The organism is Actinomyces oris (genome assembly GCF_006546825.1).
Taxonomy (GTDB): Bacteria; Actinomycetota; Actinomycetes; order Actinomycetales; family Actinomycetaceae; genus Actinomyces; species Actinomyces oris.
In genome coordinates, this window is the sequence record NZ_VICC01000001.1 from 352,098 (window position 1) to 366,153 (window position 14,056).

General features: G+C 64.2%; 9 protein-coding genes. 4 read left to right on the forward strand and 5 right to left on the reverse strand.

Annotated features, from left to right (window positions below):
• Nucleotides 1–37 precede the first annotated feature (37 nt).
• From FK267_RS01545 to FK267_RS01560, 4 genes are all read left to right on the forward strand, one after another.
• Nucleotides 38–652 (forward strand): Jag family protein, encoded by a 615-nt coding sequence (locus FK267_RS01545; RefSeq protein ID WP_198498118.1) that lies wholly within the window; start codon nt 38–40, stop codon nt 650–652.
• 2 nt (nt 653–654) lie between these two features.
• Nucleotides 655–1,299: a 16S rRNA (guanine(527)-N(7))-methyltransferase RsmG gene (rsmG, locus tag FK267_RS01550; RefSeq protein WP_141405937.1), complete on the forward strand. Its 645-nt coding sequence runs from the start codon at nt 655–657 to the stop codon at nt 1,297–1,299.
• A 107-nt stretch (nt 1,300–1,406) separates the two neighbouring features.
• Nucleotides 1,407–2,309, forward strand: coding sequence for a ParA family protein (locus FK267_RS01555; RefSeq protein WP_141405939.1), 903 nt, complete (start codon nt 1,407–1,409; stop codon nt 2,307–2,309).
• Complete coding sequence (locus FK267_RS01560; protein WP_141405941.1) at nt 2,309–3,898, forward strand: ParB/RepB/Spo0J family partition protein; 1,590 nt, start codon at nt 2,309–2,311, stop codon at nt 3,896–3,898. Before FK267_RS01555 ends, FK267_RS01560 begins: the two co-directional genes overlap by 1 nt.
• Nucleotides 3,899–8,496: 4,598 nt before the next feature.
• On the opposite strand, the gene FK267_RS01565 is transcribed toward FK267_RS01560, so the two are convergent.
• From FK267_RS01565 to trxB, 5 genes are all read right to left on the reverse strand, one after another.
• Nucleotides 8,497–9,444, reverse strand: a complete 948-nt coding sequence (locus tag FK267_RS01565; RefSeq protein ID WP_075378083.1) for a D-alanine--D-alanine ligase family protein — start codon at nt 9,442–9,444, stop codon at nt 8,497–8,499.
• Between the two features lie 8 nt (nt 9,445–9,452).
• Nucleotides 9,453–10,766, reverse strand: coding sequence for an aminotransferase-like domain-containing protein (locus tag FK267_RS01570; protein ID WP_075414300.1), 1,314 nt, complete (start codon nt 10,764–10,766; stop codon nt 9,453–9,455).
• A 229-nt stretch (nt 10,767–10,995) separates the two neighbouring features.
• Entirely contained in the window at nt 10,996–12,435 is a 1,440-nt protein-coding gene (thrC, locus tag FK267_RS01575) for a threonine synthase (RefSeq protein WP_141405943.1), read from the reverse strand.
• A gap of 249 nt (nt 12,436–12,684) precedes the next feature.
• Complete coding sequence (gene trxA / locus FK267_RS01580) at nt 12,685–13,011, reverse strand: thioredoxin (protein WP_003788529.1); 327 nt, start codon at nt 13,009–13,011, stop codon at nt 12,685–12,687.
• Nucleotides 13,012–13,119: 108 nt separating this feature from the next.
• Nucleotides 13,120–14,046 (reverse strand): thioredoxin-disulfide reductase, encoded by a 927-nt coding sequence (gene trxB, locus FK267_RS01585; protein ID WP_101559258.1) that lies wholly within the window; start codon nt 14,044–14,046, stop codon nt 13,120–13,122.
• Nucleotides 14,047–14,056: the final 10 nt, after the last annotated feature.

Consider the following 14,056-nt stretch of genomic DNA (forward strand, 5'->3'; position numbering starts at 1 on the left):
GCCAGATAACCCGGTTCCCATCACAGATACGGATGACATGATGAGCGAGCAGCACAGTAACGACTCCTCCCACCAGGCGGCGGATGAGGCAGTGAGCAGCCCCGTGAGCAACACCGTCTCGCGCCTCGAGGAGGAGGGCGAGATCGGTGCCGACTACCTCGAGGAGCTCCTCGACATCGCCGACCTGGGCGGTGACATCGACATCGACATCGATCACGGGCGCGCCTCGATTGCCGTGGTCGCCTCCGAGGAGGGTGACGAGCGCGAGCTCGCCGACCTCGTTGGACGCGACGGGGAGGTTCTCGAGGCCGTTCAGGAGCTGACCCGCCTCGCGGTGCAGGCGCGCACCGGCAACCGCTCCCGGCTCATGCTCGACATCAACGGCTACCGCGCCGATCGACGTACCGAGCTGACCAAGGTCGCCCAGGAGGCGGTCACCAAGGTCCTCACCTCGGGAGAGGCCGTCAGCCTCGAGCCGATGAACCCCTTCGAGCGCAAGGTGTGCCACGACGTCGTCGCTGCCGCCGGACTGGTCTCCGAGTCCGAGGGCGCTGAGCCGCACCGTTACGTCGTGGTCCTGCCCGCCGATGAGGAGGGCGTGGACGACGACGCCGAGGACGCGGCTGACGACTCCGCTTCGGAGCAGGCCTGAGCATGAGTGAGGAGCAGCGGGCCCAGGTGGAGGAGCCGACGGCGGAGATGCGGGAGATCTTCGGGGTCTCCTTCTCCGCGGCGGAGCACTTCGCGCAGATGCTCGCTGAGGAGGGTGAGCTGCGCGGTCTCGTGGGGCCGCGCGAGCTTCCCCGCCTGTGGACCCGGCACATCGTCAACTCAGCGGCCGTGGTCCCCTTCCTGCCGGCCCGGGGAAGCGTGGCCGACGTGGGATCCGGGGCCGGCTTCCCCGGCATCGTCGTCGCGCTGCTGCGCCCCGACCTCGACGTCACGCTCATTGAGACGATGGAGCGGCGCACCCAGTGGCTCTCCGACGTCGTCGAGGAACTGGACCTGGACAATGTGAGCATCCGGCGGGCCCGGGCCGAGGAAATCAAGGACCGTTATGACGTGGTGACGGCTCGCGCAGTGGCGAACCTGTCCAAGCTTGTGCGGCTGACGGCGCCCTTGCTTCGACCGGGGGGTGCCCTGCTCGCCCTCAAGGGGATGCGAGCGCAGGATGAGGTCGACGACGCCAAGTATGTTATTAAGAAGGCTAAGTTATCAGTCGCTGTCGTTCATGAGGTTGTCACCGCCGGTGACGAAACAACGGCTGTGGTTGAGATTCGCCGCCCGAAGAGCCGTTGAGATACGGCGCGCGTTCGGTGTAACGCGTAAGGATCGACCTGCTCGCGTAGACTCGTAACTGCCCGACTGGCTCGGGCTGTTGGGTCGCCGTCCGAGGAGAAGCAGGTTTGTCCGGATCGTCTATCTTCGATCAGCTCCAGGCCGAGCACCTCGCGTTAGACGAGGTAGCGGGTGGAGAGTTCCCACATCCCGAGCGGACTCGTGTCATCGCAGTCGCCAATCAGAAAGGCGGCGTTGGAAAGACGTCGACCGCGGTGAATCTTGCGGCGGCTTTAGCTGAAGGTGGGCTGCAAGTTCTGCTCATCGATGCCGACTCTCAAGGTAATGCCTCCACGGCACTGGGGGTGGAGCATGATGAGGACAGCGCCTCCATCTACGACGTCCTCGTTGACGCCATGCCGATCAAGGATGTCGTCGCCAAGACGCGATTCTGCGAGTCCCTGTGGTGTGTGCCTGCGACTATTGACGTGGCTGCGGTGGAGATAGAGCTCATCTCCACTGCTGAGCGTGAGTCACGTCTGCGGCGTGCGCTGGTGGACTACCTGGTTTCACGTGAAACGGATGGTCTGGAGCCCCTCGACTACGTCATCATCGACTGCCCGCCGAGCCTCGGCATTATGACGATCAACGCCTTCGTCGCTGCTGACGAGGTGCTTATTCCGATGCAGGCCGAGTACTACGCTCTCGAAGGCCTCGCCCTGTTGACGCGCTCCATTGACAGGATCGCGCGTATTCACAATCCGGGACTGGGAGTCTCCATGATTGTGCTCACCATGTTTGACGGACGCACCACCCTGGCCCGTGAGGTGGAGTCCGAAGTTCGTTCCTATTTCCCTGATGCGACGCTGGACACCAAGGTGCCGCGTTCCATCCGTGTTGCCGAGGCCCCCTCCTTCGGTGCTCCTGTGGTGTTCTGGGATCCCCGGTCCACCGGCGCAATTGCGTACAAGAAAATGGCTCGTGAGGTCGCTCTGCGGGGCGCTCCCCGAATTGAAGGCGAGGAAGCCTGATGGCTCAGAAACGGCGCGGACTGGGACGAGGTCTGCAGGCGCTGATTCCCGAGGCGCAGAAGGAGAAAGTACCTGCTGCGTCTCGTCCTTCCGATGTGTTCTTCCCCGACTCCCGGAAGGACGAGTCGCGTGATGAGGATGCGGCTTCCCAGGCCACGCATGACGCTCCGGAGCCTGAGTCGGCCGCCGAGGCGCGCAGTACTCGCGATCTGGCCGCTACTCTCCTGGCTCCGTCTCAGCGGAAGCGTGGATCCAAGAGTCGCTCGACTCGATCCACGACCGCATCCAAGACCGGTGCTCAGAACAAGCAGAAGAAGCCGGTTTCACGTGAAACCACGCCGGATTCGACGACTGATGCGGAGGTGACGGAGAAGAAGACCGCGAAGAAGTCGTCATCCGCCGGCTCAGCGAAGCGGAGTGCGTCGGCCGCGCCGAAGCGAGCAACTAAGAAGGCAACGAAGGCAGTCCCCGCTGTGGTGGAGGAGCCTTTGCATGAGGCCTCGACGGTTGAAGACGTCCAGGAGGAGAGCGCTTCGACGTTGGTTCCTCAACCGGAATCTACGCCCGTGGTCCCCGAGGTTTCACGTGAAACGGAGGAGGAGCAGCCTGAGGCTGCCGATCACGGGAACTCCGATGCCGAGAAGGAGAGGACCGAGGAGGACCTGACGGCGGCCTCGGCCGATGCTGGAACCGAGGCGCCCGACGAGACCGATGCCGAGGAGAAGACGGCGGATACAGGCGCCGATGAGCTTGTTCCCGTTCCGGGTGCCCGCTTCGCTGAGATTCCGGTGGAGCTGATCCACCCGAACCCTCGTCAACCCCGTCAGGTCTTCGATGAAGAGGACATCTCGGAACTGGCAGCCTCGATTGCAGAAGTGGGTCTGCTGCAGCCGATTGTGGTGCGTCAGGTGCCGACTGCTCCGGGAGAGGAGCTTCGGTACGAGCTCATTATGGGTGAGCGGCGTCTTCGCGCTTCCAAAGAAGCCGGGCTGGAGACGATTCCGGCGGTCGTTCGGGATACGGACGACGTCGATCTGCTGCGTGACGCGTTGCTGGAGAACTTGCATCGTGTTCAGCTCAATCCTCTGGAGGAGGCTGCGGCCTACCAGCAGCTGCTGGAGGACTTCCAGTGCACTCATGCGGAGCTTTCCGAGCGGATTGCCCGGTCTCGGTCTCAGATCTCCAACACCTTGCGCCTCATGAAGCTGCCGCCGCTGGTGCAGCGCAGGCTTGCTGCGAATGTCATTTCTGCAGGACACGCTCGTGCGCTTCTGGGTCTTCCCAATGCGGCGGAGATGGAGCGACTGGCTCAGCGCGTGGTGGCGGAGGGGCTGTCGGTGCGTGCTACGGAGGAGCTGGTTGCGCTGCATGAGGAGCCTGAGCCGGGACCGGACCAGCCGAGGGTCTTGCGTGCTCGGAGCACTCCTCTCCCGGCGCTTTCAACCCGGCTGTCCGATGCCTTCGACACTCGTGTGAAGGTGACACGTGGAGCGAAGAAGGGGCGCATCACCATTGAGTTCGCGGGCGATGAGGACCTCGCTCGCCTGGTCGACGCGCTGGCGCCGGGAACGTCTCTTGACGAGGAATAGCCTGCTCTGATCCTTTGAGCGTGGTGGGGCCGAGACACTCAGTGTCTCGGCCCCACCGTCGTCTTTACTGAATAGCCATTGATGGGGGCTTGTGGATGGGTCGACAGTCGTGTTTCACGTGAAACACGGTGGCACTCACCGGTGATCCAATGGTTCGGGGTGAACTCAGGGTGTCACTCACGGTGCCGAACGTGATTGTGTCAGCCCAGGTTTCACGTGAAACATGTGAATACCGACTTGTCCGTCATAGCTGAGGTACGTGGATACCGGCGAACGCTTGATGAGTTGAGGCGGAACGGTTGCGGATGCATGACGCGCCAGAATGTCGGGTGTCGTGACAACCGAGCCGCTGGTTGGGGCGTTGCCTGGAACCATCGTGAAGCACGCACGAGGCCTGACCAATGCCTCTCGCTACTCGCAGAGTGGGTCGACCTGGGGAGGGGGTCGGAACCGGCCTCTACCGTCCGCCTCGCGCCTCTGTGCTGAAGTCTGGGGGCAAGTAGGGGAAGGTGCGGTCGACCCCCAGCTGAGAACGCCGGGCCAGGCCACCATGACTCCGCAGGGTCGATCAAGCTCGCGGCTTAGTGCCCGCAGCGTTGACCATCATGGTTCCGTGGGCAAAGTGAGAAGGGAGCGTCGCTGGAATACGACCTCGGTTTCACGTGAAACCACCGGTCGCTTCGGGTTCGGGGTGTGGAAGCGGGGTTGATGCCAGCTCCTTGAATGCCGATACTTCGCCAGACGCCTTCGTTGGCTTGTCCCCAGATGACAAACAAGCACCCCGCGTTCCTATCCGAGGAGAGCTTCAGAAGTGAGGAGAGCAGCAACAGACAGATCCTGGGACTCCCAAGGTTTCACGTGAAACACGGGAAGTGGCGGTTTCATCCCTACCGATGTGTGGCGCGACCGTATCGAAGCGTAGTGGTACTGGTCGATGTGGTTCTCAGGCGGCGATAGAGAGTGCGTATGCAAAGAGCGCGGAGTCACGACGCCTCCCTCGCGGCGTTGTATGCGCGATGACGCGGATGAGGCTGTACGCGTACGTCCTCTTCAGAGTCGTTGCTAGGTCCGCTCGAAACTGACGTGGGGCTGCTCTCGCATGGATACGCAGACACGGTCAATGTTCGCCGCGTCAGCGTCTCAAGAACGGGGGCGGTGGGTCCTGAAGTGATGAGCACGTCGTTATGAGCCTATGCGTCGTTGATTGCTCCGGGACGTCGGTTCCGACGGTAGCGGGGAGACTGGGGGTCCCCGTGGTTTCACGTGAAACCAAAAGGCGAGCTCTTCCCCCTCCCCGTGGGGTAGGGGGTAGTGCTCTGCTGGGCATCACTGCGTTGTTGTGGCCAAGCAGATTGGCGGCCGAAGAATGCCGCTTCCCGGTGGGACTCCGATCGCGGGGCCATGCTGACCTCAGTGTGTCGGCCACCAACAGCGGAGGAATGTACACGGGGGAACTCATACCGAATACTCGTGATCGCTGGTTTCACGTGAAACCAGAAGAGGGTCGATCGGGGATGGCTTTCGTCGAGGTCTCTAGTCGACGTGGTGCGTGCGCATGTAGCAGATGAGTGGTCGGTGATGCCGTCGCAGTCTCTTCCCCGGGGGAGGCATCGGTTCGCATTCCAACAGTGAAGACTGCTCGTGTTGCGCACGTCCTCTGTAGCGCATCTGTCGGCGCACCAAGCGCGGCGTCAAGGGTGGAGTGATGCATCGTGGCGCAGTGCTGAGGCATGGGTGAGGCTACTACTCGCAGGCGTCATGAGCGTGCCAGGCACGGCCAAGAGGAGCGCCGTGCCTACCTATGCTGGGAGAGCGGACCGCGGAATGACGTCGGCGCTGCCATGACGCCCGCACCGTGTTTGCGAGTCGGTTTCACGTGAAACCAATGGTGAAGCGTCCGACGGCAATGTTCCGTGAGACTCTGCAGACGTCACCGAGCGCAGAAGCTGTGACTTCAAGCTGCTGATGAGACGTGATGCCCTCTCCCTCTTCGGAGGCAGGTAGGGCGTATGCCGTCGCACGTGAGAAGCAACGTGATGCCGCCTCCCAGTGCCCGGTAGCGGCCTCCCGTTGAATACGTCGTGCCCGACGGGATGCGACCTACTGCCGCCGCGGATGAACGTGGCAGATACATCCGCTTTGGGCGGGACAGATCGAGTGACGTCTGTTGGAGAAGCACGGCAGTCTGAGTGAGACAACGTGCGCTGCCTGACTGGCGTGGGCGGCATGGCAGCCGTTTCTCTGGGACTGAGGCTGGTTTCACGTGAAACCAATGGCGAAGCCTCCGCCGGGAGTGTTCCATAAGACTCTGCAGACGGAACTGAGGACTGGGTCCGTGACGTCAAGTTGCCGGATGGCGTTGATGACTGATGGACTCTCCTTCCTGGAGGGAGACCCGTCATGTGCTGTAGCACGTGAGGACGAGCCGGACGCCGCTGCTATGTGGATACTGGAGGTCGGCTGTCGAGTACGTCGCGTCCGAAGGGATGGAAGGAATTGTGCTGAGATGGAAGAGTGTGGAAGATACATTTGCTTTGGCAGGTGCTGATCGAGTGCCGTGCATTGGGGAAGCACAGCGAATCCGAGCGTCACGACGTGTACCGCCGCACTGAAGGGGCAGGCATGGTGTGCACTTCCTGGGGGCTGTGAGCCGGTTTCACCTGAAACCGCCGTAAGTCGCTGAAGAGCGCTCTCGTTCCGGATTGGGCCAGCGGTGTCGCGTCAATGCTCGTAGGGTTCATCCTGGCGTGCGGGAACGGGATGCTCAGGCCTCCCCCGGGGGAGGTACCGCTCGTCCCCGAGCGATGAGTACGATGCGAAGGTCCCGCACACGTTCCGACGCGAAGAACAGAAGTCGGTCATGCTCCTGATCGCATGTGCCTATAGTCAGTGTTGGGCACGGAGCCGTGCAGCAGACTACTCGACTCGTTCACTTGGATTGTGATTGCACCGCCTCCGCATCGGCGTATGAGGATGACAGCGGAGACGGTACAGCGGAGCCCTGACTGTGCTGACGCTACACCAACGCAATGCGGAGCATGTTTCACGTGAAACCGCGAGATCAACAGGGTACGCGGAGCGCTCCGTTTCAGAACGGCAGTCTGGAATACGTGGTGATCGATCAGAGGTCATGAAGGGTGTCGCGGGCCAGCCCATCGACCCGATGTGTGGGAGAGGCGGAGTGGCCGCTCCAGATACCGGAGGCCATCGGTGTTGAGCTCGTTCGTCAGGCTTCATTGACAGAGACAGGAACCTCCGGGGCCTTCGACACCCCTCCCCACCTACCCGGCAGGGAATCCTCGCTGGTTCGGCCACCCACTATCAGGGCAGGAGGGGCAGAAAACGGCGGTCGTCATCGACCACCAGTAACGCGCCACGCGCTACGGTGGCTAGCTCCAGGGTATGGAGCCGGGGCTGTCATACATGAGCGTGTTCCATCCGAAACCGATCTATTGGGACGCCGCTTGCTGGCTTGGAGTACCCCTACCCCGGGGATGGCTGTCCCTTATGGGAACCGTTGGGTGTCAGGCTGAGCCGGGCCGTACCCGCATAGGGGCCACCGTCTCAGTTGGCATCGGCCCCCTCTCCCGCCATGAAGCTGACGCCCGTCTGCGCAGGAATCGAATAAGGCCGCAGCCAACAGCAGGTTTCACGTGAAACAAATGGACGCAGTATCGGTAGTCGGTTGCGGGTGCCAGTGCGAGTCCTACGTGGCTCTGCGTCGACCTCGCCGGTGGCATTGCCCCATGCTGACGATGAGAGCCGATTCGTGTCCTGCTCGTCTGAAGCCGCCTACTCCCGCGTCTCCTTGTAGCAGCCGTGCGGCCCGCCTCATCGCAACGCTGGGTAGACCGGATGCGCTACCGCGCTTCTGGCGCGCCACACGGTCTCTCAACGGCACACGACGACATACTGAATGGGAGAAGGGCCCGTGCGCCGTGGACCTGGCTGAGACTTGCTGATCTGGTCAGTGGCACCGTTGACGTCTGGTTTCACGTGAAACATGATCGCGTTGCGTTGAGCTTGCGTGCTCCATCTCCCGATCGGCTAGCGCTTGGGTATGGGCAATGACGTCCATACCTGTGACCCGGTGGGCAGCATTGTTTGCCGTGCGTTGCACTTGAAGCACATCAACGAGGGCGGCAGCGCCTTGCGTTCAAAGCACGCCGTTCCTCGAACGAAGGAACCGTAAACCCCCTCATCAGCACGAGAAGCGGGAAGCTCATAAGCAGGTTTCACGTGAAACGCTGAGGATTCCGAATGTCCCGATGCTCTGTCCTGCCGTTACGATGCCAGCACTGATCGTTCTGACGGGACATTGAGGCCGGTCCGAGCAACGCCAGCCCCTGCCCTGTTCCGAGAGCGGTGTGCCTCGATGACCGTACGGCAGACGTGTCTCACCAGGGCGATGACACACGCACACCGCATCCGGTTTCACGTGAAAGCGCAGCCCCTCCGGTTACTCGTGATGGAGCGTCGTTGAGAAGAAGGCACTGATGGTGATATCCGCTTGCCGCCCTGTGAAGTGTCCAATGAGTACAGCGGTGGCTCCACTCAATAGGAGTGGAGCCACCGTTTCACGTGAAACAGAGCCGGCGTTACGGATGAACCAGTGGGTTCCTCACCAACGCGTCATACAGGTCGTCCAAGGAGCCCTCGGCCTCTGCGGCAATGGGCAGCAGGGAGGTCTCCGTCATTCCCGGAATGACGTTGACGTCGATGAACCACGGAGTCCCCTTGTCATCGAGAATGAGGTCGGTGCGCGAGAGATTGCCCAGCCCGAGAGTGGTGTGAACCGTGATAGCCGTCTTCTTCACCTTCTCGATGACCGCCTCATCCAGCCGAGCCGGCACGAAGTACTCCGAACGGCCCGGGTTGTACCGTGCATCGAAGTCATACTGCCCGTCGGTGACGACCTCAACAGGGGGAAGTGCGCGTGGCCCCTCTCCTGTGTCGACGACGGAGACCGCCAGCTCCGTCCCGGCGATGTAGCGCTCGATGAGGGCGCGCTCGTCGTAGGCGAAGCACGCCACCATCGCGGAGCGCAGCTCGTCCGCCGTCGATGCGTAGGAGACACCAAGTCCGGAGCCCCCCTGATGCGGCTTCACTACGACAGGAAGTCCCAGATGACCCGCCACGACGGTGAGAACCTCCTGGGCCCCCAGCTGACTGAAATAGGACTGTGGAAGCGTCAATGAATCAGGAGTAATCACTCCGCCGGTGCGAACACTCGCCTTGGCGGTCGGTTTGAATGAGGCCCGCTGGCAGCCGTCGGAGTGCGTGCCGACATACGGCAGTCCGAGGGAGATGAGCACATTCTGAAGCCCCCCGTCCTCCCCGGGGCCGCCGTGAACCAAGGGCCACACGACGTCGGGCCCGAAGGTCTTGAGCGATCCAATGGTGCGTGCGTCGATGTCCAGGACGAGGACGGTGTGCCCGAGGTGCTTGAGTACCTGGGCGACGCGATGCCCCGAGCGCAGGGAGATGTCGCGCTCATGGCTCAATCCGCCGGCGAGGACAGCGATACGGAGTGGAGACTGGTTCATCGTCAACCTCAGATCTGGTCGGGTGCGGGCGCGTGGACGCCCTCGGACGGATGGGGACTGTGGGTGGGCCCGAACAGGCTCAGCAGCTCGAGATCGCGGGTCACGACGCCGGAGAGCCGGCGCACCCCTTCACGGATCTCGGCGGGCTCGGGGTAGCAGAACGACAGTCGCAGGTGGTCCTGCCCTGCCCTGCCGCCGGCGTAGAAGGCCGTCCCGGAGACGTAGGCGACCAGGCTCGTGACCGCGCGCGGCAGCATGTCCTTGGCGTCGAGTCCCTCGGGAAGCCGTACCCACACGTAGAAGCCACCGTCGGGCACGTTCCAGTGGCACATGGGCAGGAACTCCTCTAGCGCCGAGACCATGGCGTCGCGCCGCTCCTGGTACATGGCCCGGAAGTCCACAATCTGCTGCTTCCAGTCGAACTGCTCCAGGTACATGGAGATCGAGAACTGACCCACCGACGACGGGCACAGGATCGCCGCCTCGGAGGCCAGCTTCATCTTCTCCCGCACGGCCGGCGGGGCCACCGCCCAGCCCACGCGGTAACCCGGGGCGAAGATCTTGGAGAAGGAACCCAGGTAGACGACGTCGTCGGGCGCGAGGGTCTTGAGCGCGGTGTAGGTCTGCCCCTCGAAGCCCAGAAGACCGTAGGGATTGTCCTCCACGATGAGGATGTGGTGGCGTCGGCAGATCTCAACGACCTGTCCACGGCGCTCCTCGGCGAGGGTCACTCCGGCGGGGTTATGGAAGTTGGGGAGGCAGTAGAAGAACTTGATACGGCGTCCTTCGCGTTCGAGGCGGACGATCGTCTCCTCCAGCGCCTCCGGGACGACGCCCCCGGCATCAATGGGCACCTGCTGCACATCGGCCTGGTAGGTCGCGAAGATCGACAGTGAGCCGACGTAGGTGGGTGCCTCGGTCAGCACGACGTCGCCGGGGTCGACGAAGAGCTCGGTGATGATGTCGACGGCCTGCTGAGAGCCGGTGGTGACGATGACGTCCTCGGGATCGGCCCTGATCCCCTCCAGGGCCATGACCTCGGTGATCTGCTCTCGTAGCCGCGGCAGTCCCTGCCCGTTCCCGTACTGCAGCGCCCGGCCGCCGTCCTCGCGGATCATCCGTGCAGTGGCCTCGGCCAGACGCTCCAGCGGGAGGTCCTTGAGGTTGGGCATGCCGCCGGCCAGGGAGACGACCTCGGGTCGGGAGGCGACGGCGAACAGGGACCGCGTCTCCGAGGCACGCAGTCCGTGGGCTCGTGCCGCATAGCTGTCCAGCCACGGGTCGAGTCGGTTGCCCTTCACCTGGTTACTGCTCTCACTCACCTGCGGTCCTTCCTTGGTCGCCACTGATGCGTCCGTGGCCCTAAGTCTGCCACGGACCCAGCCGTGCTCAGCAGTCGGCGGGGGCAGGAGTATTCCGCGGTGTTTCACGTGAAACACGCTCCTCACCTCATCGCTGGGACGGCGCGCGCGCCGGACAAGGACGCGCCGCGCATCGTGGGTGCGATGCGCGGCGCGGTGAGGTGTCAGTAGCCCTACGGGCCGACCTCGGTCAGCGGGTCAGGGCCCGCTCCTCGATGAGGGCGCGCAGAGGAGCCTCCTCGTTGTCGATCGTCTCGACCTTCTGGGGCCGGGCAAGCAGATCAGCGACGACGTCGGGGGTCTCCGGCTCGCTCCCGAGCGCCTCGGCCACCGTCTGCGGGAACTTCGCGGCCTTGGCGGTCTCCATGACGAGTGTGGGGAAACCGGGCTCCATGACGCGCAGAGCGACCGTGACGCCGTCGGCCGTGTGCGGGTCGATGAGCCGGCCGGAGCGCTCCTTGACGCTGCGGATGGCCTCCAGCCGGTCAGCGTGCGTGGACGTGCCGGCCACGAAGCCGAACTCCTCGCGCAGGCGCGGGAGCTGATCGCGCAGGTCGAGCGTGCCGGTGGTCTCCAGCTCCGTCCAGCGCTGTACGAAGACCTCGGGGCCCAGCAGCGCCCAGATGAAGCGCTCCAGGTTGGAGGCCTTGGAGATGTCCATGGAGGGGCTGGAGGTGGCCAGGGTGTCCTCCGCGGAACGGGGCCGGTAGATGCCGGTGGTGAAGAACTCCTCGAGCACGTTGTTCTCATTGGTGGCCAGAATGAGGCGGCGGATCGGCACCCCCATGGACCGGGCCAGGAAGCCGGCGTAGATATTGCCGAAGTTGCCCGAGGGCACGCACACGTCGATGCGGTAGCCGGCGCGGCGCCCCTCCTCCACGGCGTCGGTGACCCGCAGCCAGGACCACACGTAGTAGACGGCCTGCGCGGCGATCCGGCCGATGTTGATGGAGTTGACGGCGCCCAGGTGATGAGCGGCCTTGAACTCCGCGTCGTTGCTCAGCGCCTTGACCAGCGCCTGGCAGTCGTCGAAGACACCGCGCACCGCGATGTTGTGGATGTTGGCGTCCTGGAGGGTGTACATCTGGGCGCGCTGCACCGGACTCATACGCCCGGCCGGCGAGAGCATGAAGACGCTGACGCCCTCCTGCCCCCTGAAGGCGTGCTCGGCCGCCGAACCGGTGTCGCCGGAGGTGGCGCCCAGAATGTTGAGCACCTGTCCGTGCTTGGCCAGCACATAGGGAATCGCCTGCCCGAGGAACTGCATGGCCAGGTCCTTGAAGGCCATTGTCGGTCCCTCGGACAGGCCCACGAGGGTCAGGCCGTCGGCGACCTCGTCAAGCCAGGTGACAGGGACGACCGGCTGTGGGAACCGCCGCGGGCCATAGGCGGCCTGGGTCAGCTCGGCCAGGTCCTCCCGGGGAATGTCGGTGGCGAACAGGCCGATGACTTCCGTGGCCAGGTCGGCGTAGCCCAAGGGCCTCCAGGCCTCGATCTGCTCGGGGCTCAGGGCTGGCAGTTGGCTGGGAACCGCAAGGCCACCGTCGGGCGCCAGGCCCGCCACAAGAACGTCCGTGAACCCCGTTGCCGCCATCTGGCCACGGGTGGAGATGTACTGGGTGTGCTGCATGTGCCGCCTTCTTGCCGTGTCGCATGACCTGATGCCGCGTGCGAATCCGGTGCGATTCTACGGGGCCGTGACGGCGGGTGACAGGTGCGGTGTCAGATACGGCCTCGCTGAGGTGACGGCCCGCCCGACGACGGAACCAGACATCAGACAACCGTTGGGACAGGGCATCGGTCCCGCCGAGACGCCCGTGAGGGGCAGCACGGCGGGACCGATGCGTGAGAGTCAGAAGACAGGGCGGAGGGCCCGGGTTCAGGCCAGGACCTTCTCCACCTCGGCCTTGAAGGAGGCCTTGGGGCGCGAGCCGGCGAACTGGTGGAAGACCTCGCCGTCGCGCACCACCGCGAAGGTCGGGATGGAACGCACGCCGTAGGAGCGGGCCGTGGCCGGGTTGGCGTCCACGTCGACCTTGACGAACTTGACCTTGTCACCGAAGTCGGCGGCGACCTCGTCCACGATCGGCGCCATCTGGCGGCAGGGGCCGCACCACTGGGCCCAGAAGTCGATGACGACGGGCACCTCGGACTTGAGGACCTCCTCCTCGAAGGTGGCGTCGGTGACGGCGAGAGCCTCGGACATGATTGTTCTCCTCGAACGTTGTGGGTGGGTGAGTCAGGATGGACGGGGCCGGCGATGCGACGTCGGCAGTGCCGACTCCGCCCTGTGCTGAGTGGAGGCAGCCGGCCCTCAGGCCTGCAGAGTGGTCAGATAGTGCTCGGCGTCCAGGGCCGCTCGGCAGCCGGACCCGGCCGCCGTGATCGCCTGCTGGTAGGTGGGGTCGGCGACGTCACCGCAGGCGAAGACCCCGGGGATGCGGGTGCGCTGAGAAGGCGCTTCGACCTTGATGTAGCCGGCCTCGTCGAGCTCGAGGACGTCGGCGACGAGCTCGCTGCGCGGCACCTGTCCGATGGCGACGAACAGACCCGTGGCCTCGAGCCGGCGGCGGTCCCCGGTGACGGTGTCCTCCAGGGTGACGCCGGTCAGCGAGTCCTCACCGTCGAGCTCGACGACTCGCGAGTTCCAGGCGAAGGAGATCTTCGGGTCCTCCTGGGCGCGCTTGGCCATGACGGCCGAGGCGCGCAACTCGTCGCGGCGGTGGACCACCGTCACGGAGCGGGCGAAGCGGGTCAGGAAGGTGGCCTCCTCCATGGCCGAGTCCCCACCACCGACGACGACGATGTCCTGGTCCTTGAAGAAGAACCCGTCGCAGGTGGCGCAGTAGGACACGCCGTGGCCGGAGAGGCGCTCCTCCCCGTCGATGCCCAGGTGCCGGTACTCCGAGCCGGTGGAGATGATGACGGTGCGGGCCTCGTAGACGCCGTCAGAGGTGGTGATGCGCTTGACGTCGCCCTCCAGCTCGAGGGCGGTGACGTCCTCGTAGCGGATGTCGGCACCGAAACGCTCGGCCTGCTCCTGCATCTGGGTCATGAGCTCAGGGCCCATGATGCCCGTGACGAAGCCGGGGTAGTTCTCCACCTCGGTGGTGTTCATCAGGGCACCGCCGGCAGTCACCGAACCGGCCAGGATGACCGGATTGAGCTGGGCGCGGGCCGCGTAGATGGCAGCTGTGTAGCCGGCGGGACCGGAGCCGACGATGACGACGTCGTGAATCATGACTCTCCTG